Origin of the sequence: Arthrobacter oryzae, from assembly GCF_030718995.1 — a bacterium.
Lineage (GTDB): Bacteria > Actinomycetota > Actinomycetes > Actinomycetales > Micrococcaceae > Arthrobacter > Arthrobacter oryzae_C.
Window position 1 is genome coordinate 3,942,898 of sequence record NZ_CP132204.1, and the last position, 22,147, is coordinate 3,965,044.

18 protein-coding genes and 1 pseudogene are annotated in these 22,147 nt (G+C 67.0%); 10 read left to right on the forward strand and 9 right to left on the reverse strand.

Going from position 1 to position 22,147, the window contains the following annotated elements; genetic code table 11:
- The first annotated feature begins 92 nt into the window (after window positions 1–92).
- Window positions 93–853 (forward strand): annotated as a pseudogene (locus Q8Z05_RS18080) (helix-turn-helix transcriptional regulator).
- 13 nt (window positions 854–866) lie between these two features.
- Here the strand turns inward: Q8Z05_RS18080 and Q8Z05_RS18085 are convergent.
- Window positions 867–1,451, reverse strand: a complete 585-nt coding sequence (locus Q8Z05_RS18085; protein WP_305940943.1) for a hypothetical protein — start codon at window positions 1,449–1,451, stop codon at window positions 867–869.
- Between the two features lie 101 nt (window positions 1,452–1,552).
- Complete coding sequence (locus Q8Z05_RS18090; RefSeq protein ID WP_305940944.1) at window positions 1,553–2,410, reverse strand: SDR family oxidoreductase; 858 nt, start codon at window positions 2,408–2,410, stop codon at window positions 1,553–1,555.
- Window positions 2,411–2,596: 186 nt separating this feature from the next.
- Between Q8Z05_RS18090 and Q8Z05_RS18095 the strand changes: the two genes are divergently transcribed.
- The gene (locus Q8Z05_RS18095; RefSeq protein ID WP_305940945.1) at window positions 2,597–3,790 is read left to right on the forward strand and encodes a winged helix DNA-binding domain-containing protein; all 1,194 of its coding nucleotides are present in this window, start codon (window positions 2,597–2,599) and stop codon (window positions 3,788–3,790) included.
- On the opposite strand, the gene Q8Z05_RS18100 is transcribed toward Q8Z05_RS18095, so the two are convergent.
- A complete protein-coding gene (locus tag Q8Z05_RS18100; protein ID WP_305940946.1) occupies window positions 3,784–4,443 on the reverse strand; it encodes a class I SAM-dependent DNA methyltransferase in 660 nt (219 codons plus the stop codon). The genes Q8Z05_RS18095 and Q8Z05_RS18100 overlap by 7 nt on opposite strands.
- 535 nt (window positions 4,444–4,978) lie before the next feature.
- Here Q8Z05_RS18100 and Q8Z05_RS18105 point away from each other — a divergent pair.
- From Q8Z05_RS18105 to hrpB, 3 genes are all read left to right on the forward strand, one after another.
- Complete coding sequence (locus Q8Z05_RS18105; RefSeq protein ID WP_305940947.1) at window positions 4,979–6,301, forward strand: prealbumin-like fold domain-containing protein; 1,323 nt, start codon at window positions 4,979–4,981, stop codon at window positions 6,299–6,301.
- Window positions 6,302–6,470: 169 nt separating this feature from the next.
- Complete coding sequence (locus tag Q8Z05_RS18110; protein ID WP_305940948.1) at window positions 6,471–7,232, forward strand: VOC family protein; 762 nt, start codon at window positions 6,471–6,473, stop codon at window positions 7,230–7,232.
- A gap of 87 nt (window positions 7,233–7,319) precedes the next feature.
- Entirely contained in the window at window positions 7,320–9,950 is a 2,631-nt protein-coding gene (hrpB, locus tag Q8Z05_RS18115) for an ATP-dependent helicase HrpB (protein WP_305943619.1), read from the forward strand.
- A 22-nt stretch (window positions 9,951–9,972) separates the two neighbouring features.
- Here hrpB and Q8Z05_RS18120 read toward each other — a convergent pair whose 3' ends face one another.
- On the reverse strand, window positions 9,973–10,464 hold the full coding sequence (locus tag Q8Z05_RS18120; protein WP_305940949.1) for a hypothetical protein: 492 nt from the start codon (window positions 10,462–10,464) through the stop codon (window positions 9,973–9,975).
- Between the two features lie 234 nt (window positions 10,465–10,698).
- Between Q8Z05_RS18120 and Q8Z05_RS18125 the strand changes: the two genes are divergently transcribed.
- From Q8Z05_RS18125 to Q8Z05_RS18135, 3 genes are all read left to right on the forward strand, one after another.
- Window positions 10,699–11,289 carry a PadR family transcriptional regulator gene (locus tag Q8Z05_RS18125; protein WP_305943620.1) on the forward strand — a complete coding sequence of 197 codons (591 nt, stop codon included), beginning with the start codon at window positions 10,699–10,701 and terminating at the stop codon, window positions 11,287–11,289.
- A 150-nt stretch (window positions 11,290–11,439) separates the two neighbouring features.
- Window positions 11,440–11,580 (forward strand): hypothetical protein, encoded by a 141-nt coding sequence (locus Q8Z05_RS18130; RefSeq protein ID WP_305940950.1) that lies wholly within the window; start codon window positions 11,440–11,442, stop codon window positions 11,578–11,580.
- Between the two features lie 112 nt (window positions 11,581–11,692).
- On the forward strand, window positions 11,693–13,873 hold the full coding sequence (locus Q8Z05_RS18135; RefSeq protein ID WP_305940951.1) for an elongation factor G-like protein EF-G2: 2,181 nt from the start codon (window positions 11,693–11,695) through the stop codon (window positions 13,871–13,873).
- A gap of 31 nt (window positions 13,874–13,904) precedes the next feature.
- On the opposite strand, the gene Q8Z05_RS18140 is transcribed toward Q8Z05_RS18135, so the two are convergent.
- Together Q8Z05_RS18140 and Q8Z05_RS18145 are read right to left on the reverse strand one after the other, a co-directional pair.
- Window positions 13,905–14,582, reverse strand: a complete 678-nt coding sequence (locus tag Q8Z05_RS18140) for an alpha/beta hydrolase family protein (protein WP_305940952.1) — start codon at window positions 14,580–14,582, stop codon at window positions 13,905–13,907.
- Between the two features lie 60 nt (window positions 14,583–14,642).
- Window positions 14,643–16,559: an amylosucrase gene (locus Q8Z05_RS18145; RefSeq protein WP_305940953.1), complete on the reverse strand. Its 1,917-nt coding sequence runs from the start codon at window positions 16,557–16,559 to the stop codon at window positions 14,643–14,645.
- Window positions 16,560–16,741: 182 nt separating this feature from the next.
- Between Q8Z05_RS18145 and ligD the strand changes: the two genes are divergently transcribed.
- Window positions 16,742–17,764 (forward strand): non-homologous end-joining DNA ligase, encoded by a 1,023-nt coding sequence (gene ligD / locus Q8Z05_RS18150; RefSeq protein ID WP_305940954.1) that lies wholly within the window; start codon window positions 16,742–16,744, stop codon window positions 17,762–17,764.
- Window positions 17,765–17,775: 11 nt separating this feature from the next.
- Here ligD and Q8Z05_RS18155 read toward each other — a convergent pair whose 3' ends face one another.
- Complete coding sequence (locus Q8Z05_RS18155) at window positions 17,776–18,396, reverse strand: L-threonylcarbamoyladenylate synthase (protein ID WP_305940955.1); 621 nt, start codon at window positions 18,394–18,396, stop codon at window positions 17,776–17,778.
- A gap of 183 nt (window positions 18,397–18,579) precedes the next feature.
- On the opposite strand from Q8Z05_RS18155, the gene Q8Z05_RS18160 reads away from it, so the two are divergent.
- Window positions 18,580–19,011, forward strand: coding sequence for a VOC family protein (locus Q8Z05_RS18160; RefSeq protein ID WP_305940956.1), 432 nt, complete (start codon window positions 18,580–18,582; stop codon window positions 19,009–19,011).
- A gap of 36 nt (window positions 19,012–19,047) precedes the next feature.
- Here the strand turns inward: Q8Z05_RS18160 and Q8Z05_RS18165 are convergent, their stop codons facing one another.
- Window positions 19,048–20,157, reverse strand: coding sequence for a class I SAM-dependent methyltransferase (locus Q8Z05_RS18165; protein ID WP_305940957.1), 1,110 nt, complete (start codon window positions 20,155–20,157; stop codon window positions 19,048–19,050).
- Between the two features lie 190 nt (window positions 20,158–20,347).
- Window positions 20,348–21,976 (reverse strand): LuxR C-terminal-related transcriptional regulator, encoded by a 1,629-nt coding sequence (locus Q8Z05_RS18170; protein ID WP_305940958.1) that lies wholly within the window; start codon window positions 21,974–21,976, stop codon window positions 20,348–20,350.
- Between the last annotated feature and the right edge of the window lie 171 nt (window positions 21,977–22,147).

Below are 22,147 nucleotides of genomic sequence, written 5' to 3' on the forward strand. Positions count from 1 at the left end.
CGCGGGACCCGACGTAGCCTGATTCCATGGATGGCCAAAGCGACGTACGTGAGTTCCTCCGGTCCCGCCGGGCCAAAGTGACGCCCGAGCAGGTGAACCTGATCGTCGGCACCAACCGGCGCGTGCCCGGGCTGCGCCGGGAAGAAGTGGCCACCCTGGCCTCGGTCAGTGTGGACTACTACGCCCGGCTGGAGCGCGGTAACCTTACCGGTGTTTCCGACGAAGTCCTGGAAGCGATCGCCCACGCGCTGCGGCTGGACGAAGCCGAAACTGCCCACCTTTTTGCCCTGGCCCGCGCGGCTCAGCAGCGGCCTGCCCGCCGTCGTCGTCCGGCACCTCCGCAGCTGGTGCGCCCCGGGCTGCAGCGGTTCCTGGATTCCGTCACCGGCGCGCCCACCTGGATCCGCAATGAGCGCATGGACTTCGTCGCCGCCAACGCGCTCGGCCGCGCGCTGTACGCGCCGATCCTCGCTGATCCGGTGCGTCCCGCCAACAGTGCACGCTTTGTGTTCTTCAACCCGGAGGCGCGCACCTTTTACCCTGATTGGGAACAGGTGGCGAACGACGTCGTGGCCATCCTTCGCAGCTACGCCGGCCAGCGCCCGCACGACAAGGGCCTCACCGATCTGGTGGGGGAACTCGCCACCCGCAGCGAGGAGTTCCGCACCCGGTGGTGGGCGACATTGAACTCGCCTACGAGGCGATGGAACTGCCGGCCAATCCCGGCTGGACCATGTTCGCCTATACCGCCGAACCCGGTTCTGCCAGCGACGAGCGCCTGAAGCTGCTGGCCAGCTGGGCGGCCACCACCGACAGCGAAGACGCCGTGCCTGCCGCGGAAAAGACGCAATAGGTGCGCTCCGGCCCTATTGTCCGGCGCCGGGGAGCATCTGACGGTTCCTGATCCGTGATTCGCCGAACTCTATGGTGAGCGGTTGAATCTCCCGCGTCCCGGCGTTCCTGGTGCGGGGGCTGCCCACGGCAACATGCGGTAACCAGTGCGGGGACCTGAAGCCCAGGGCCCGGGAACTGAGGATGAAGTCATCGACGTTGTCCACCAGCAACCCGTCCAGCAGTTCGTGGAGGGCCTGGACGAGGAATACCTGGTATTTCCGGACGTGCTCCGGAACGTCCACTTCAAGCCCGGTCACGTTGCCGCCGCCCAGCGGAACCAACCGCTCGGCGCTGCCGGCGAAGCCCTCCAGCACGGGCAGCCCGTCCAACCAGGTCAGTGTGCTGTGGACAGCGGCATCAGCGCTGGTTATGCCTTTGGTCCATTCCGAGACGTCATGGGAAAAATCGTCCAGTACCCCGAGGTGCAGCAACGTCATATGCAGTCCGCGCGGCCTGCGCAGGGCACGGACGTAGCTGCCAAGGCCCTCATAGTCCGAGGGGCCGGATCCGATGCTGAGCACCGGCACCTCCACCGTAATCCGCGGAATAGTGTGCATTCCGGCCCCTCCTGACCGCGCCGACCGTAGTCTGTGGATGACATTATCCGCCGGGACGGGTCTCTCCGCCCAGTGACGGGCCCCTCGCCCAGCGGCAGGGGTCATCCGGCCAGCGGGCGCAGGCCGTCAAGCAGGGGAGTGGTGGGACGGCCTACCAGCCGGGCGAGGTCGCCGGTGGACAATGCGAGTGCACCCTGCTGGATGTTGCCGTCCAAGGCTGCGAGGAATCCTGCTGTCGCGGCGTCAAGGCCTGCGGCCTCCAAGGCGAGGGCGTGCTCAGCCGGACTCACCGAGGCATAGCTAACGGGGCGTCCAAGGACCGTGGAGAAGGCCGACGCCAGCTCCTCGTAGGTCCAGGCGTGATCGCCGGACAGCTCGTAAACGTGGCCTTCATGTCCGGCTGTGCTCAGGACGGCGGCGATGGCTGCGGCGTAGTCAGCGCGGGTTGCGCTGGCCACACGTCCCTCGCCGGCGCTGCCCAGGAGCGTTCCGGTCTCGCGGGCCGAGTGCAGGGCAGCAGCGTAGTTTTCCGTGTACCAGCCGTTGCGCAGGAACGTGAAGGGAAGTCCGCTGGCGCGGATGAACTCTTCGGCCTTCACATGGTCGGGTGCCAGGACCAGCGGGGTGGTGTCGGCGGCCAGGACGCTGGTGTAGAGGATGTGGCCGACCTTCGCCCGGACGGCGGCGTCGATGACGGTCTGGTGCTGGGTGGTGCGGTTCTGGATGTCGCTGCCGGATATGAGAAGGAGAGTGTCGTCCTCGTTCAGGGCAGCATCTACGCTGGCCGGGTCGTTGTAATCAAGCGTTGCCGTATTGACGCCGCGCGCCGACAGTTCGGCGAGCTGCTCGGCGGACCTGCCCGCCGCCACGATCCGGTCGGCCGGTACCCCGCGGCTCAGCAGTTCCTTGACGACGAGGCGTCCCAGCTGGCCGGTGGCTCCTGCAATGACAATGGACATGGAATTCTCCTAGGTATCCGGGCGCTTCTGTTCAGCGCCTTCTGTCATGGCCAACCGGCTTCGGGGGGCAACAATTCCGTCGCCGGATGACGCACTTTGAAGTGCAATAGGCACCGTCAGGTAAGCATTGGCAGGTCGATTAGCTCTCTCCCAGGGGCGGCTGAGAGGCGGGGATAGTATGAGCCAGTGCCGCACAGGATTTCGAAGGGCCAGGTCATTGCGTTCCGTCTTGGCGCCCACTGCCTCACCGAACGGCTGGTGGAGGACGGGCTGCTCCGCGCTGCCGGGCGGTGCGGAATCCAGAACAGCCCGCCCGGGTCGGCGCTGCTGGCCCTGCACGCCAGGGTGGGGAACCTCAGGCAGGGTCAGCTGGCCTCCGCAATCGCCGAGGAGAAAAGCCTGCTCCAGTCCTGGTGCATGCGCGGCTCGCCGTTCTACTTCCCGACCTCGGATGCGACGGTCTTCACTACCGGAATGCTGCCGCCCACCGAGGGGGCGATGCGCCACCTTGTTTCCGGCGTGGAGCCGGCGTTGGACAAGCTCGGGATGAGCTTCACCAAGGCCGTTGAGCTGACGGCCGCCGAGGTCGGCGACGTACTGTCCGGGCGGAGGCTCGCCATCAACGAGTTGGGCGCAGAGATAGCCACGCGAATTGCCCGCAGGCTGCCGCAGCGGCAACGAGGCATCTGGGAGGACCACGGTCCATACGCCCCCGGGCAGCCGCTTGGCGAGGGCATAGTCCATTTCTGCGTCCGCATCCTCACATTGCAGCGCGTAGTTTGTTTTGCGCCGCGCGCCGGGAACAAGGCACCACTCGTCCTGGTGAATGAATGGCTTGGCCATCCGATCCCGGACGTCGCCCCGGACCTCGCACGGGCCGAGCTGCTTCGCCGCTACTTGCGCTGCTACGGACCGTCAACACGCGGAGGGTTCGCCACGTGGACGGGGATCCATCCGGGTGACACCGGCCCTTGGTGGAGCTTGGTCGAGGACGAGATGACACAGGTCGACTTCGCCGGCCGGCCGGCCTGGATCCTCACCGAGGATCTCGACGCGCTGCTGTCGGCGCCGATGACGAAAGGGGTGCGTCTGCTCCCGCCACATGATCCGTACACCCAGATACACGATCGGAACACGATCGTCGACGAGATGTACCACCGGGAAGTCTGGAAAGCGGTGGGCGGACCAGGAACCGTCCTTACGAGGGGGGAGCTTGCGGGCACCTGGCGTGCGCGCCTGAGGGGGCCGAAGCTGACCATCGCCGTGAAGACGTTCGGCGCTCTGGGAGATCAAGACATCAAGTCGCTCAAGGATGAGGCCGGGCAGGTCGCGGCGCTGCGTGGCGCGCCGGCCGTAGAGGTCGGGTTCGAGACCTACTGACCCTGCAGCGGCGGACGCCGCGCGAGTATCACTGCCTGCGGCGACCGCTCAAGGCGCCCGGGTTCGCGTGTCATCCGGGCCACGGTGCTGAATCCGGCGTTGGCCAGTTGTTCGGAGATCCACGCAGTTGGGAAGAGTTGCGCATCCATGGAGACGTCGTGTCCGTAGGCGCGGGAGATTTGCCGGCGGCCCTCACCCGCCTGGAAGCTGACGAGCACATATCCTCCGGGCGCAAGGACCCGAAAGAATTCCGTAAAGACCTCGGGTATCTCCCAGGGTTCCAAATGGATGATGGAATACCAGGCGAAAATCCCGTCCAGCTGCTGGTCTGCATGGGGGAGGCGCGCGAGCTCTGCCACATCGAAGTCCAACCCCGGATGGTTCCTCCGGGCAACCTCAAGCATTCCGGCGGACATGTCAATCCCCGCCGTCGAAAGTCCCAAGGACTCCAACAATCCGATCATCCGGCCCGTGCCACAGCCGGCGTCCAGCACAAACCGGCCGTCCCCCTCGTTGACGTGGCTGGCGAACGCTTCGATCATTCCGCGGTCAGCCGGTGCTTCGATGCTGGCATCAGGGAGCAGCCGCGAATAACTCTCCGCGACCACGTCGTAGGCGGACCGGGCCCTGGCAAGTCGATCGTCAACAGGCATCCGGAAAGGCTATCCCGGGAATGCCATTACTGGCACAAGGCCTGCCGCAGGAACTGCACCTAATTCCATGTACAGGCTGCCGGACTCGCGTGGAATATTTTTCATGACAGAGTCTTCGTCAGTCATCTTGATAAATATAATCGGCGCCTTTGCGTGTTGCCGCGGCTTTTGGGATATGTGCGCAAATGCCGGGACCACTCGAATCAATTTCCACTTAATTGGGGGCGAAAGTCCGTAGTAATTCGGTCATGCGAGTACACCGGCGCAGCGAGTTAGGTGGACACCACTGCTGTATTTGTCCGACTCCCGAGTTTAACTGTGAGTGCTACTAAGTTTTTGCACTCCCGCCCTAGGCTATTCAGAGCTGTCGCGGGTGGGTAGGCCGGCCGGCCTCCGGCCGGCTGTTAATAATGAGGGAATTGCTGGGAATTCCAAGGTGTGGGGCTAATTCCCCACGGTGTTATCATCCAGCACAGAAAGTGAGAATTCCGTGAAAAACAAAACCGTCGCCCATTGGGGTGCAGGTTTAGCGTGTTTGGTTTTACTTCTCTCCGGAACCACAGCGGCCCAGGCCAACCTCGCCGGCAGCAGCTTTGATGCGGGCGACGGAAACCTAATCGTAAATGACGAGGCCCAGGACTGGGCCTCCATTGGCATCGTCTGTCCCCCCGGCACGGTCTTGGGGTGTGGGATTGACAAGCCCACTGGCCAGACTGACGATTCGTTCGGCAACGGCACCAAGGAAGACGATGCTGTACCAACTGTGATTGACGGCTCCATTCCGAACAACAAGAGCGATCTGCTTCGCTTCTACACGCGGCTCATGCCGGAAAACGGCGATGATTTCCTCTACCTGGCCTGGGAACGTGTCCAGGAACCAAACGGCACAACGAATATGGACTTCGAATTCAACAAGTCCAAGGACCTGTCAGACAACGGGGTCACTCCGGTCCGCTCGGCGGGTGACGTCCTCATCAAGTACGACCTCTCTCAAGGCGGCGTAAACCCTGTACTTGGCTACCACCTCTGGGTGACCAGCGGCGATCCGCGGGTCGTGTGCCAGGCCTCGAACACGGTTCCGTGCTGGGACAAGGTCCACACCCTGACCGGGTTCTTCGAAGGCTCCATCAACACTGCCCCTGTCACGGACCCTATTGCCCCGAATGCCCCGCGCACACTGAGTACCCGTACATTCGGTGAGGCCGCGATCAACCTGACCGATGCCGGCCTTATTCCGTCGGGAGCCTGCCTGCCCTTCGCTTCCGCGTACCTGAAGAGCCGCTCGTCTGACTCCTTCACGTCGGCCGTGAAGGACTTCATCGCGCCGATCAGCGCCGGCGAATCGCGGTGCGGAACAATCAACGTGATCAAGCAGGATGACGACAGCCCTGCCTCGGCCCTCCAGGGCGCCGTTTTCACGCTCTACAAGGACAACGCCCCTGTTGGCGGCACACTCGGTACCGAGGACACGCCCGTTGTGCCCGAAACGACGTGCACCACCGGTGCTGACGGCAAGTGCTCCTTCGCCAATATTCCGGTAGGCAACTACTGGGTGGTGGAGACCACCACCCCGGCGGGACATGACACCGCAGATCCGCAGCAGGCTGTTGTGGGGGCCGGAGGCACAGTGGCACTGACCTTCATCAACCCTCGCGATTTCAAGGTCATCGTCCTGGTGTGCAAGGAAGCCGACAACTCGCTCTACCCCAGCACCGTGACTGTGGACGGAGCGGACAAGACGTCCCTCGCTGCCGCACCGTCCGGTCTGACGGCTGCCCAACTGTGCGGCCTGGGCGGCGCCGCCTACGGCGACTTGAGCTACGGCGACCACCCGGCAAACGTCAACATCCCGCAGTAGGCGCAGAGTCTGAGCGCGAAGGACCCGGATCAGTTCGCCAGCTCCGGGTCCTTCAGCGGTTCAGGCCGGACGCAGTCGGTCTACTATTGCCGCATGCGACTCTGGATCAGGGCGTACCCGTCTCACCAGCGCGATGAAGACAACTGATGAGGAAGAAAAGGGCATCTCAATGACAACCCGCGATACCCATTCAATCGGCGCGCCGTGCCTCGTCGACACATTCCAGCCCGATCCCCGCGCCGCTATGGACTTCTACGGAGCCCTCTTCGGCTGGAGCTTCGACGATCCCGTTCCGATGCCGGCCGGGCTCGAGGGCGAGTACTTTGCTGCCCGCCTCAGGGGGCGGCGGGTGGCCGGCGTCGGCCAGGCGCCGGCGCTGTCCGGGCCGACGTGGAACACCTATGTACGCGTCGATGACATCGGGCAGGCCCTTGCTCGTGCTGAGCACGCGGGAGGCAGGCTTCTGGCGGGCCCGTTCGCCGCTGCCTCAGGTGGCGGGCTTGCCGTGGTCGCGGACGCTACCGGAGTACCATTTTGCCTGTGGCAGTCCGGTGAGAACGACGGCGCCGAGCTCGCCGATGAGCCAAACTCGTGGGCGATGAGCTCGCTGCACACGAGCGACGTCAGCAAAGCCCAGGCGTTCTACGGTGCCATGTTCGGCTGGGACCTTGAATCGGTGCCGGACGTGGCCTTCTCGCTGTGGCGGCAGTCGGGCCGCGTCGTGGCTGTCGTAACCGCAACGGACGGCACGGCTGTCCCGCCGCATTGGAGCGTCAATTTCGCCGTGCATGATGCGGACTCCACGGCCCGCCGCGCCGTCGCCCTGGGCGGCAGCATCTTGATGGCTCCGATGGACACGCCCGGATTCCGCAATGCCGTGATCGGCGACCCCCAAGGAGGCTTCTTCGCCGTCAGTGCAGCCGCAGGCTGACCGCCGGCGGTCACGGGCAGGCACAATGGAGGCGTGACTTCTCCGCTCCACCCTCCGGCCCCCGCACGCTCCAATCCAACCTTCGATATGGGCGTCATCGGCGCGGGCCTGGCATTCGCTGCCTCCCTGGAGGAATTAGCAGGTGCCCTGCTGGCCGGCGGGGCGGGCGGAACCGCTGTGGTCCAGGCGCCGCCCGGTACAGGCAAGACCACCCTCGTTCCACCCTTGCTGGCCAACATCGCGTCCTCCTCCGGATCCGGCGGCGCCGGCACCGCCCGGGCAGGAAAACACAGCGGGCCGCGCGTGGTGGTGACCCAGCCCCGCCGCGTGGCCGCGAGGTCGGCCGCGCGCCGCCTCGCAGCCCTGGACGGCAGTCGGCTCGGGGACCGCGTCGGCTACACGGTCCGTGGCGAGCGCGTCTCCGGCGCGGGCACCTTGATCGAGTTCGTCACCCCAGGAATCCTGCTCCAGCGGCTCCTTTCCGACCCGGGCCTGGAAACCGTGGACGCCCTGATCCTGGACGAGGTCCACGAACGCGGACTCGAGACCGACCTGCTCCTCGGCCTGCTCGCGGAGGTCCGCGAGCTGCGCAGCGACCTCACGCTCGTAGCGATGTCCGCCACACTGGACGCGCCGCGCTTCGCCGCCCTGCTCGGGTCAGGACAGGACGGAAACCACGACGGCGGCGGCCCGGCTCCCGTCGTCGACTGTCCGTCCGCGCTGTTCCCGCTGGAGACGGAGTGGGCGCCGGCGGCTGTGGCGCGGCTGGACACACGGGGCGTGACCCGCGCGTTCCTTGACCACGTGGCGGACACTGCCGCGGCAGCGCAGGCCAAGGCATTAGCAGCCGACCCGGGCATCGACGCCCTGGTCTTCCTTCCCGGGGCGCGGGAGGTCTCGCACGTCGCTGACCGCCTCCGGGGCCGGACTGACGCCGAGGTGCTGGAACTGCACGGCCAGGCCGGACCGGCGGAACAGGACCGCGCGGTCTCCGGCCGGGAACCCGGCGGACGTGCCCGGATCATCGTCTCCACCGCGCTGGCCGAATCCTCCCTGACGGTCCCGGGAGTCCGGCTGGTCATAGACTCCGGCCTGTCCCGTGAGCCGAGGCGCGACACGAACCGCGGCATGTCCGGCCTGGTGACTGTGTCCTGCTCGCGTGCGTCCGCCGACCAGCGCGCCGGCCGTGCCGCCCGCCAGGGGCCGGGACGGGTGGTCCGGTGCTATGACCAGCGGACGTTCGGTGCCGCTCCGGCCCACGCGACCCCGGAAATCGCCGTCGCCGACCTGACCGGCGCGGCGCTGCTGCTGGCCTGCTGGGGATCACCGGGCGGGCAAGGCCTGGCCCTTCCGGACGCCCCGCCCGCGGCCGCTATGGATGACGCCATCGAGGTCCTTCGCGAACTGGGCGCAGTTGGTCCGGACGGCCTTGCCACGGGCCTGGGCAAGACCCTCGCCAGGATTCCCGCAGACCCGCGCCTGGCCCGCGCCCTCCTGGACGGTGCCGCAACCGCCAGCCACCGGACCGCGGCAGAGACCGTCGCCGTCGTAGCCGGTGACCAGCGCGCTCCGGGCGCCGACCTCACCCGGCTGCTGGCTGCGCTGCGTCCGGGCAACGATCCGGCGGCCCGCCGTTGGAAGGACGACGTCCGGCGGATGGAAGCGATCGTCCGCAAGGAGATCACCGCCGTCGAACAAACCCCGGCCGTGTCCCCGGTGGCCTCCGCGGAGGCCGTCGGGTTCGTCGTCGGCCTCGCCTTCCCGGACCGGGTGGCGCGACGCGTCCCCGGGGCGGGGGAGCGCTACCTGCTGTCCTCCGGCACCCGGGCGGGCCTTCCGGCCGGCAGCCCGCTGTCAGGCCAGGAGTGGCTGGCTGTCGCCGACGTCTCACGCGCGGAAGGCCGCGACGCGGCGGGAACCGGCGCCGTCATCCGCTCTGCCGCCCCGCTGTCTGCCGAGACGGCTGAAGCCGCCGCCCGGCACCTGCTCAGGGAAACCGTGGAAGCCGGATTCGCCCAGGGACGCGTCACCGCCCGGCGGGAACGCCGGTTGGGCGCCATCCTGCTTTCCTCGACGCCGGTCCGGCCGTCAGCCGCCGAGGGGCGGGCCGCCGTGGCCCGCGCACTGGCCAAGGAAGGATTGGAGACCATCGGATGGTCGACGGCGGCGGACGCCCTGCGCCGCCGTCTTGCGCTGCTGCACCGGGAACTGGGCGGTCCGTGGCCCGACGTGTCCGAACAGGCGCTGCTGTCCCGGCTGGACGACTGGCTGGCGCCCGAGCTCGAAGCGCTGGCCGGCGGGAAGGCCACGGCCGGCGTCGACCTCACCGAACCGCTGCGCAGGCTGCTGCCGTGGCCCGACGCCTCCCGGCTGGGGGAACTGGCGCCGGAAACGCTGGAGGTGCCGAGCGGTTCGCGCGTCCGGATTGACTACCCTGATGCAGAGCACGACGACGGCCGCCCGGTGGTGGCGGTCAAGCTGCAGGAGTGCTTCGGCTGGGCCGAAACGCCACGGCTGGCGGGCGGACGGGTTCCGGTGCTGTTCCACCTCCTGTCACCGGCACGGCGGCCGCTTGCGGTGACGGATGACCTCGCTTCGTTCTGGTCGGGACCGTACGCGCAGGTGCGGGCCGAGATGCGCGGACGCTACCCGAAGCATCCCTGGCCGGAGGACCCGTGGACGGCGCCGGCCACCGCCCGGACGAAGAGCAGGATGTAGCGCCGTTAAGGGCAAGCCGGCTTCATTCGGCGGTGATGCGTATCCCGGCGACAGCCCCTGTCCAGGGGCCCGTGGGGTCCTGACGCGTCAGATGGACACCGACGTAGCCGGGCTGCAGTTCGACAACCTGCGACAGCACGCCCGAGCAATCGAGAACCAAGGGCGGCAACTCGACCGCGGTCCCTGGATCCTGGCTGATTGAAATGTGGACCTCTTTGATGCCTGCACAGGCCGCCGTCACGGTGTACGAGCCGGCAGCCTTCACTGTTGCGGTTTTGCTGAAGCCGACCCCGGGGCCGTTCGCGGGACCGGACTCGTCAAGCAGCACAGACCCGGCCGCCACTGTCAGGCGCTCTTTCAGTTCGGCGTAGTTGCGGGTTTCCCTGCCCAGAATGTCCGCACCTTTCGCCGGGACGGACGGCGCAGGACGGCCGCTGTACTCAAGGGCGGCGGTTGGCGGAGGATCGCTGGCGTCCTCGTACGCACACCCGGCCAGCAAGCCGATTAACGCCACTACTGCCGCACTACAGCGGCCCGGCCTCGTTCCCCCACGGCGTGACATGGGCTGAGTCTACGCTCCGCCCGCGGAAAGGTAAGCCATATCGGTCCGGATGGCGGATTCACTCTCGAGGCCACAACAGCGCCGAGACCAGACGACGAATCAAGACCATTGATCGGCGATACTTACCGATATATCGTTAAGTATCGCCGATGGTCGGCGAGCTTGAGAAAAAGAGGCGATGCCATGATGAAAGGCATTCAGGACAAATTTGCAGACAATGGGCCGGAACGCGGACGCTTCGGGCGCGGCCGGAGCCACCGGGGGCCCCACGGCCATGGCGGTGGCGGGTTCGGACGGGGCTTTGGGCCGGGGTTCGGACCGGGTTTCGGGCCGGGGGGACCGCGCCGGGCCAACAGGGGCGATGTCCGCTCCGCCATTCTTGCCCTCCTGGCCGAAGCGCCCTCCAACGGGTACGGGCTGATCAAAGCCATTGCCGAAAAGACCTCCGGAGCCTGGCGTCCCAGCCCGGGGTCGGTTTATCCGACGCTGCAGCAACTCGTCGATGAGGACCTGATCACGCAAGTCGGTGAAGGCCGCCGCACCGAGTTCACCCTCACCGATGCCGGCAAAGCCTACGTGGCGGACCACGCTGAGGAACTGGGCAGCGCCTGGAACACCGACCCGGAGGGCACAGGGCCCGCGTTTCATCAGAGCGTGGGGAAGCTCATGGGCGTCATTCATCAGTTCAGGGTGGCGGCAACCGACGAACAACGCCTGGCAGCCGTCGAAAAAATCGATGAGGCCCGGCGCGCGCTGTACCTCATCCTTGCGGAGTGAGCCGGGCAAGCCTCGAGGGGCACCAGTGAGGTAACTGATACACGGCGGAAACCTCGCGACGTTGCCGCGAAACATTGCACCGTTACGCTCATTCCTACCTGGACACAGCGGTCCACGCAGCGAACGGAAGGACACACCATGATGACTCTTTTGAGTACTTTGACACTCTCCCTTCATTCCGGCTGGAAGGACAAGGATCCGCACGCCGGCGGGCCGGGTTCCCTGAGCGCTTTCCCCAGCGGGCAACTCTCCTCCACGCCCTGGGAAGGGTGGTGGCACGACGAACCCTAGCCCGTCAGGCAGGAGTCACAACTCTCCCTCTTGAAGTTCAGCCGCTTCAGGGTGTCGAATCGTCTTACAGAGGCCGCACGGCGGCTCACGACTAAGACGCCTGGAGTTGCTCATGTCGGTAAAAGGCTCAAATGGCCGGGCCAAGAGCCCGGCCCGCGGCACCTCTGATTCCCGGAAGGCGGACGCCTCCGCCGGGGCCCCGGCCGAGGCGCCAGAGAAAGTCCGCAATGTGGCTCTGGTGGGCCACTCCGGCGCGGGCAAGACGATGCTGGTGGAGGCGCTGCTGGCGGCCACCGGCGTGATCTCACGGATGGGATCGATCGCGGACGGGTCCACCGTCAGCGACGCCGAACCCTCCGAGGTGCACCAACAGCGCTCCGTGGTGCTCTCCGTGGCCCCGCTGGTGGTGGAGGGCATCAAGGTCAACCTCCTCGACACACCTGGCTACGGGGACTTCACCGGCGAACTCCGCGCGGGCCTGCGGGCAGCCGACGCGGCCCTGTTCGTGGTGTCCGCCATCGACGACATCGATGCTGCCACCACGGCGCTCTGGGCGGAGTGCGACCAGGTGGGGATGCCCCGGGCGGTGGTGATCAGCCGGCTGGACCACCCGCGCGCGAACTTCGAGGCAACGGTGGCCGCGTGCCAGCGATCGTTCGGCGAATCAGTGGTGCCCGCCTACCTACCGGTGCGCACCGGCGATACCACCACCGGGCTGCACGGGCTGCTCTCCGGAACCGTATCGGAGTACTCCGCCGGCTCGGCGACGCCCGTTGTCCGGGATGCCAGCCCCGACGAGATCGCCGCCGCGGAAAGCGCCCGCGGAACCCTCATCGAGGGAATCATCTCGGAGAGCGAGGATGAAACACTCATGGACCGCTACCTCGGAGGTGAGGAGATCGACGTCGACCCGCTCGTCACCGATCTGGAGACCGCCGTCGCCCGCGGAACATTCTTTCCCGTGCTGGCGACATCCGCCGAAACAGGACTGGGCATGGCCGAACTCCTGGAAATGCTGACCCGCGCCTTTCCCTCTCCGCTGGAGCGCGCCCTCCCGCAGGTGACCAGCCTTGCGGGCGCGCCGGCAGCCCCGCTGGCGTGCGATCCTGCGGGCCCCCTCGCCGGCGAAGTGGTGCGGACCACCATAGACCCGTTCCTGGGCCGCGTCTGCCTGGTCCGCGTCTTCTCCGGCACACTGCGCGAGGATTCAGCAGTCCACGTCAGCGGGCGGGGGTTGTCCGAGCGTGGCCACGAAGACCATGACAGCGATGAGCGACTCACCCACCTCTACTCCCCGGTGGGCTCCAACCTCAAAGCCGTGCCGTTCTGCGTGGCGGGGGACATCTGCGCGATTGCCAAGCTGGCCAGTGCCGAGACCGGAGACACCGTATCCGCCAAGGAAGACCCGTTGCTGATCGTTTCGTGGGACATGCCGGAACCCCTGATGCCCGTGGCCGTGGAAGCGGCCTCCCGCAGCGATGAGGACGCCCTCGCCAAGAGCCTGGGGAAGGTGGCGGCAGGCGACCCGACGCTCCGCGTGGAACGGAACTCCGAGACCCATCAGCTGATCCTGTGGTGCATGGGCGAAGCCCACGGAGAGGTGGTTTTGGACAGGCTGCGTGAGCAGGGGGTCAAGCTGCAGACCGTGGACGTGATTACGCCGCTGCGGGAAACGTTCGCGGCACCCGCATCGGGACACGGGCGGCACGTCAAGCAGTCCGGCGGGCACGGCCAGTACGCCATCTGCGACATCGAGGTGGAGCCGCTGGAACGCGGCGCGGGCTTCGAGTTCGTTGACAAGACCGTGGGAGGTGTCATCCCGGGGCAGTACATCGGCTCGGTGGAGAAAGGCGTCCGGGCGCAGATGCAGAAAGGAGTGTCAGCCGGCTTCCCGCTGGTGGACATCCGCGTGACGCTGACCGGGGGAAAGGCGCACAGCGTCGACTCCTCGGATGCGGCGTTCCAGGCAGCAGGGGCGTTGGCCCTGCGGGAGGCGGCAGCCGGGGGCCGGATCCAACTCCTCGAACCGGTCCTGGCGGTGACCATCAGCGTCGCCGATGACTATGTGGGCGCAGTGATGAGCGACCTCTCGTCCCGCCGCGGCAGGCTGACCGGAACCGCCTCGGCGGACGGCAGCGGAACCGAGATCAACGCGGAAATACCGGAACAGGAACTGCTGCGCTACGCCGTGGAGTTGCGGGCCCTGACCGCCGGCACCGGCCGCTTCCGCCGCACCTACCTGCGCCACGAGCCGGTCCCGCCAAACCTGGCCCACTCGGCGCCGCGGCAGTAAGTCCCGTCCTGCGGACGCGGCACGTGGGAACCTAGGCGTGTGAGCGCAGATAGGCCGCGACCGGGGCAGCCACGGATGCGCCGATTTCGGCGGCACTTCGCTTGGTGCCTTTGACTGCAAAGGAGTGGTCGCCGCCGTCGTACCAATGGAGCGCGGCCGTTGGCCCGATCCGGGCAACCACGCCCTCCAGTAGATCAGGGGTGGCGAACGTGTCCCGCGTACCCTGCATGAACAGCATGGGAAGGGTGAGGCCGTAGAGGTGCTCATCGCGCAGCTTCTCCGGCTTGCCCGGGGGATGCAGCGGATAGCCGAGGTACACCAGCCCGGACGCCGGCATTCCTTCGGCCACCGCCATGGACGCCATCCGTCCCCCGAACGACTTGCCGGCAGCCCACACCGGACCCGTGTCGGAGTGTGCGGCCGCCCTGGCCGCGGCTTCCTGCATGGCGGCACGCCACGCCGCTATGGCAAGGGCCGGCCGGTCCGGGAACTTCCGCCCGGCCTCGCGGTAGGGGAAGTTGAAGCGCAAGGTGGCAACGCCGTCGTGATTCAACGCGTTGGTGAAGCCGACCATAAAAGGGTGCTCCATGCCTGCGCCGGCGCCGTGCGCCAGGACGAGCGTGGCGAACGGGTTGTCGGGCCGGGCGTAGACGCCGGAGACCAGGACATCGCCGACGCTGATGGTTACGGGGGACTCGTGTGCGGGCATGAGTCCATCATGCCGGACACGCATGCACAGCCGGCACACAGACCGGCGAAAGTCCCCGGCTCAGCCGCCGGCCGGGGTGACCCGCAACCAGCGGAACTCCTGGGGCCGGAGGGGGACACCGCCGTCGATTCGCACCGGGTTCCCTGTCAGCACGTCCACGGCCCCGGACGCGAATCCGGAGAGCGTCTGCGCAGTGACGGTCTCGTGGCCGTCGCTGAAGTTGGCGAGGACCAGGATGAGGGTTCCTTCGCCTGGCCGCTGGTAGCCCAGGACGCCCGGGTTGTTCGTGCCGAAATGAACCAGATGGGTTCCGGCGAATTCCGGAGTCGCGGACCGCACCGAGATCATGGTGCGAAGGCCTTCAAACACCGCGCCCTCGGGGGTGTCCGGGTCGTGGCGCTTCGCGTATCTCCCGGCCGGGTAGTGGGGACGGTGCACCCATCTGCTGTCCGCGCCGTGGCCCTCCTCCGCCGCGTAGCCGTAGTCGTTGAGCTGACCCACTTCATCGCCAAGGTACAGCAGGGGGATCCCGCCGGTGCTGAAGGCCACCGAATGGGCCAGCAGGATCCGGTCCACCGCCTGCCCGGCGCCGTCCTCCAGGCCGCACAGCGACGCCGTCGTGCCGGAGATGCGGCAATCACCCGTCCGCGGGTTGTCCTGGAAGGGAACGCCGCGCGCGAAGCTGCCCGGGAAACGGTTGACGTAGAAGGAGTTGAGGAAGCGGCGGTGGTCGAAGCCGTTGATGCCCAGTTCCGCGGCGTCCTCGTCCGCGAACGTCCAGCCGATATCGTCGTGGCTCCGCACATAGTTCACCCAGGAAGTACCTTCGGGGATGGTGTGCCGACGCTCCAGCGCCTGTGACAGCAGGGCCACATCCCGGGTGGCCATCGCCTCCCAGATCAGTGCCATCTGCAGCGGGTTGTACGAAAGCTGGCACTCTGCCGGATCGATGTACAGCGCCACTTCGTCGGGGTGGACGATCGCCTCGGACTTGAACAGCAGCGACGGCGCGGCCAGGCGGCAGACGGCGTTGAAGGCCTGAAGCAGCGTGTGGGCCTCAGGGAGGTTCTCGCACGGGGTTCCGAGCTGCTTCCAGATGAAGGCGACAGCGTCCATCCGCAGGATGTCCACCCCCTGGTTGGCCAGGAACAGCATCTCGCCGGCCATGGCCCTGAAGACGTCCGGGTTGGAGTAGTTCAGATCCCACTGGTAGGTGTGGAACGTGGCCCAGACCCAGCGGCCGTCCTCCATCCGGATGAAGGACCCCGGGTGGTTCTCGGGGAAGATCTCGCGCACGTTCTGCTCGAACGCGTCCGGCATGGTCCGGTCCGGGAAGATCCAGTAGTAGTCGCTGTACCCGGGATCGCCCGCCGCGGCCCGCCTGGCCCACTCGTGCTCATCCGAGGTGTGGTTGAAAATGAAGTCAACCACCAGGCTGATGCCGTTGGCCCGCAGCTCAGCGGCCAGTTCACGCAGCTGTTCCATGGTCCCGAGTTTCGGGTTGACGTCGCGGTAACTGGAAACGGCATAGCCGCCGTCGGAATGCGGTTCAGGCGCCAGGAACAACGGCATCAGGTGCAGGTAGGTGAGGCCAAGCTCCTTGAAATAGGGAATCCGGGCGCGGACTCCTTCGAGGTCCTCCGCATACCGGTCCACGTAGCAGACACCGCCCAGCATGCTGTTGGAGAGGAACCATCCGCTGTTGTGCTCGCGTTCGGCATCCAGTGCCTTGAGCTCCGCCGGGCGTTCGTTCCACGAGCGGGCCGCCTGGAGGACCAGCGACGTCAGCTGGTCCTGGAAGTCCGGCCGGGTGCCGTAGAGGGCATGGAAGAGCCGGTACAGGTCAGGGAAGTAACGGTCGAGCCGCTCACGGAAGCAGGCACTGTCCTGCCCCTGCGGCAGGAGGCCTGACTGCCCATCCAAGGCGCTGAGTGCATGTTCCCTCGATGCGTGGTCCACACCAGCAGCTTCAACCATGGAACGGGTCTCCTTCGACAATTTCCGGGCACCTTCCCGGGTGCTTTTCCCGGACTCCGCGGGGCATCCGGCCAGTTCACATCCTTACAGACCGTCGCGCGCGTGCCCAGTGGACAGGTCCAAGTTTCTTCCGTTCGGTGCCAGCAGCTGACGCAGCGGACCGGCCGGGGTAGGTTGTCACCATGGCGAGCGAATCCACCACCCTCACCGTCAACGGGCTCAACGGCCCCCGCGACATGCGCATTTCCAGTCCCGGCCGTGTCCTCTGGCCGGATCTGGGCCTGACCAAGCTGGACCTTGCGCGCTACCTCGCGGAGGTGGGGGAGGCGTTCATCGCGGCGAACGGCGGCCGCCCGGTTGCGCTGCAGCGGTTTTCGGAGAACGTCGACGGCGACCAGTTCTTCTCCAAGAATCCGCCGAAGGGCACACCGGACTTTGTCCGCTCGGTGATGGTGACGTTTCCGAGCGCGCGCTCGCATCCCATGCTGGTTCTTGACGAACCGGCTGCCGCGGTGTGGGCCGCCCAGATGAATACCGTGGTGTTTCACCCGTGGCCCTCCCGGGCCGGGAATACGGACAACCCGGACCAGTTGCGGATCGACCTGGACCCCCAGCCGGGAACGGACTTCGACGACGCCGTCCCCGCTGCGCTGGAGCTGAAGGAGGTCCTTGCCGAAGCGGGCCTCAACGCGTTTATCAAGACCTCGGGAAACCGCGGGCTGCATGTGTATGCGCCCGTGGAACCGGTGCGCGAGTTCCTGGAGGTGCGCCACGCCGTCATCGCAGCGGCCCGTGAGCTGGAGCGGAGGATGCCGGACAAGGTCACCACGGCCTGGTGGAAGGAAGAGCGCGGCGAACGGGTGTTTGTGGACTTCAACCAGGCCAACCGCGACCGCACCATAGCCGGCGCGTACAGCCCCCGCGCACTGTCCCACGCGCCGGTCTCCTGCCCCATCACGTGGGACGAACTGGGCAGCGCCGATCCGAAGAACTTCACCATCCTCACCGTCCCGGAGCGGCTGAAGACCGTGGGGGACCCGTGGGCGGACATGAACGCCAACCCGGGAAGAATCGACGTCCTGCTCCAGTGGTGGGAGCGCGACGTTACGGCCGGGCTCGGGGAGCTGCCCTTCCCGCCGGACTATCCGAAGATGCCTGGTGAACCGCCGCGGGTGCAGCCCAGCAGGGCGCGCAAGAAGGACTAGCTCATGAGCGGCTACTCGAACCGGGACGGATCGCCCATGCCGCGCCGCACTACCTCTGCCGAGCCGCCGGAGAAGTCGATGACCGTCGTCGGCTCCGCACCGCAGTCACCGGAATCAACCACGGCGTCCACCACATGGTCCAGCCTTTCCTTAATTTCCCAGCCCTGGGTGAGCGGTTCCTCCTCGTCCGGCAGCAGCAGCGTGCTGGAGAGCAGCGGCTCGCCCAGTTCGGCCAGCAGCGCCTGGACCACGGCGTTGTCCGGAATGCGGACGCCCACGGTCTTCTTCTTCGGGTGCAGGAGTCGCTTGGGCACTTCCTTGGTGGCCGGAAGAATGAAGGTGTAGCTGCCGGGCGTGACTGCCTTGATACTGCGGAAAACGTCGTTGTCGATCTGGACGAACTGGCCCAGCTGGGCAAAATCCTTGCACACCAGGGTGAAGTGGTGTTTGCTGTCCAGCTGCCGGATGGCACGGATGCGGTCCAGGGCGTCCCTGTTGCCCAGCTGCGCACCGAGGGCGTAGCAGGAATCCGTGGGGTAGGCGATGAGGCCGCCGGACCGCAGCAGCTCCACTATCTGGCCAATCGCGCGGGGCTGGGGATCATCGGGGTGCACGTCAAAATATCTGGCCATGCCCTGAGCTTAGGGCCCTGCGTTGATTTCTGCACGGAGGCGCCCGACCCTGAGGCGTTATGCCGTGGGCGGCCCCTATGCAGTTCCGCAGGTCTGGGGCAACATATGAAGTGTTTCAGGCCCGGGGCCGCCGGTTCCACGGGTGGTCCGGGTATCGACCGGTACGAGAGGACACCCCTGACGATGACCACGACACTCAATCCCTACCTCGGCTTCCGGGACAATGCGCGGGAGGCCATGACCTTCTACCAGTCCGTCTTCGGAGGCGAACTGGCACTCAGCACCTTTGGCGATTTCCACGCCAGCGAGGACGCATCGGAGCAGGACAAGATCATGCACGGCATGCTGTCCACCGGCACCGGCATGGTGCTGATGGGGGCCGACACGCCCAACAGCATGAGCTACAAGCCCGGCGACAACTTCTCCGTTTCCCTCAGCGGCGAGGACGACGCCGAACTGCGCGGGTACTGGGAGAAGCTGTCCGACGGCGGCACCGTGACGGTGCCGCTCGAACAAGCGCCGTGGGGCGACACCTTCGGCATGTGCACGGACAAGTTCGGCGTCGCCTGGCTTGTGAACATCGCCGGTCCCCAGCAGGGCGGTCCCCAGCAGTAGGTTCCCGGCCGTAACGGGCGGAAGGCCGTTCGGCGCCTACTTGCGAGCCACGAAGTAGGCGTTGAACGGATCCTCCTCGAGTTCCCTTACCTGCACGGAGCCGAAGCCCGCGGCCCGGACCATGGACTCGGCCAGTTGCACGCCCCACACCGTCCCGAGGCCTTCGCCGCCCTGCGCCAGGGACACTGACATGCAGTGGAACGTGGAGATCGCGTAGAGGAACGTCCCCCACGGCAGCTCAATGTTGTCGCCCAGGTTGCTTGAGGCCTTGATGTCGACCATGAGGAACGTGCCGTCCGGGCGCAGGGCCCTGTGGATGTTCTGCAGCACTTTTGCCGGCCGGGCCTGGTCGTGGATCGCGTCGAAGACAGTGACGAGGTCGACGCCCTCCACGATGTCCAGGTCCGCCGCGTCCAGAAGTTCGAACCGGGCGTTCGTGAGTCCCAGCCGCCGGGCCTCCGCCCGCCCGGCCTGGACGGCGTCCTCGAAGAAGTCGTACCCGGTGAACCTGCTCGCCGGGAAGGCCGCAGCCATCAGGTTGACGGCATGCCCGGCCCCGCAGCCGATATCCGCGACGTCGATTCCAGCCTTCAGCCGGTCGTCGCAGCCTGCCAGCGGCAGGATGGCAGACACGAGGGACGCGTCGTGGACGGAGGCGCTGTCCCCGGCCTGGATGTCCAGGAAATCCGGGTAGTCCTCATACCCCAGGCCGCCGCCTGTCCGGAACTTCTCCGCGATCCGGCCAGCCACCTCACCCATCAGGGTGATGTACTGCAGCGTCCGGGCCAGGTTGTCCACTCCCGGGCCGGAGACGGACGGGGCCAGCGCGGGGTCCAGCCGGTAGGTGTCCCCGGCGGGCTGGTACTGCACGAAGCGGGCCGTCACCATGCCGCCGAGCCATTCGCGGACGTAGCGTTCGTGGAGCCCCGCGGCGTCGGCAATCTGTTCGCTCGAGGCCGGCGGAAGTCCGGCCATCACGTCGAACAGGCCGGTCTGGTGGCCAATGCTGGCCAGGACGGCGGCCGAACTGTCGTTGAGGATACCGAGCAGCCGGGCAGCGCCCTCCCCAACAGCCTCTTCCGTGATTGCGGCCTCCTCGCCGGCAGTCCCGGCGCCTGCTGCAAGGCCGATATCGGTGGTGGTCATGATCTTTCCTTTCGTCCGCGGACGTCGATGTCCGGCTACTTCGAAGGTACGTTCGCGGCCGGGAGCGCCGCGTCGGGCGGATGATGCATCTTTCCCGGGGGCCGTGGGGAGAATGATGCAGGGAACCGGCCGGAGCCGGGACCGAAGCGGGCGAACGACGGCGGCGTGCGTGTGCCGCCGTCGTCGTCCGTCAGGTCAGTCCGTGTTCCCTTGCCCAGCCGGCCGCGGCTGTCCGGCTGGAGACTCCGATCTTGCCGAAGATGTTTGCCAGATGCCGGCCCACTGTTTTTTCACTAATGACCAGGGCCTTCGCCACCTGACGGTTGCTGGCGCCGGTAGTGATGAGTACCAGGACCTCGCATTCACGGGCGGTCAGGCCGCCCCTGTCCGCGGTGGCGGTGGCGGCATCGCGCTCCAGCCGTGCGATGTCCGGAGCGGCGCCGAGCTGGCGGTAGATGGCCATCGCGGTGGCAAGGTCGGCGTCGGCAGCACCCGTCTGGTCCAGCGCACGGCGGCAGCCGGCCAGCAGCTCATGGATCCGGGCCGTGCGGTACCGTGCACGCTGCCCGCGGTACGTGCGGGCCGCCGCATCGAGGAAGGGCAGGGCGTCCTCCGACCGTCCGGCGGTCAGCAGGACGGCGCCCCGGGCCTGGCATGCCCACGCCTGGATGCCTGGGGAGGCGAAGCGGCCGGCTGTCCGTTGCAGCTCGGCGGTCAAGGCTTCGGCGAGCGCCAGGTCATTCTGGTCCAAAGACAGTTCGACGGCCGGCAGGAGCAGCCGTGCCCGGTCCAGGAGACGGCTCTCGCCCAGGGCGGCACGCAGCTGGTTGAGCGCCTGCGCGGTGTCGCCGGCAGCGTGGCGCAGCAGGGCTTCTCCCGGCTGGGGATCCACGCCGACATCCCGGGCACGCCGATAGGCGGCCAACGCGCCGTCGGTGTTGCCGCGAAGCCGCCGGACCTCGCCCAGTTCGTAATAGCCCGCACCGGCCATCCAGCCGTGCGAATCAACCAGATTGTCGCTGGAGAGGCCGATTTCCCGTTCCACCGCATCCCAGCCGCCTTCGGCGCTGAGCAGCTGCAGCTCGTGGACACGGGCCACTCCGGTGTACACAAAGGCGGATGACTGGCCCGCGGTCCAGTGCTCCAGGGCGTCCGTCCAGGCACGCATCCGGGCAAGGTCGCCGAGCTGATGGCAGAGGTGGATGACCGTGCAATAGATGTCTCCGGACCACACGGGTGCAACATCCCCGGCCAGGACCGGCAGCATAGCCTCGTCCAGGTCGTTGAACCCGTCCACAGTCCGCCCGGCGCGGACGCCGGCCAGTCCCGCCAGTACGCGGGCGAAGCACCCCAGGGTGGGGTCCGCCAGGCGCCGGGCCAGGGTGTCGAGTTTGTCAGCGGCTGCCTGTGCCGGTCCGGGATCTTCCTCCAGATCCAGGGACATGGCACTTTCGAGATAGAGCAGGTATCCGTGCTCCGGCCGTTCCGGCAGGCCCTGCAGCAGGCGCCGTGCGCGGTTGAGCCAGCCCGAGGCAACCATAAGATCCCCGCGCATGCCCCACTGCAGTGACAGGACTATTGCCTTCATTGCTGCGGCGGGCCGGTCTCCACCAGCGGTGAGGCCGCGGTACAGCTCCTCGGCAACGGACTGCGATTCGGGAAGGTTGCCCAGCCACCACATGGCGTCGGCGAGGGCGTCCAGGTCCTGGAGCTCCAAACCTGTCGCGGTCCTGGCGGCCAGCAGCCCGTTCCGTGCCGCAGGCCAGTCCCTGCGGGCATAGGCCTCGCGGGCACTGGTAATCAAATCCTGTTCAGCCATACGACGTCTCCAAGGGGTGCTTCCAGCGTACTGCCGGGTGGAGTTTGCCGAAAAGGCGGTGCTGCCAAAAGACGCGGAGCACGGGCAGCCATGACTTTCGGCCCTACGGGGACACCCGGAAGAGGCGGAAGCTAGGACGTACATCTCCTCAACGGGAACGTGCCCGACGGA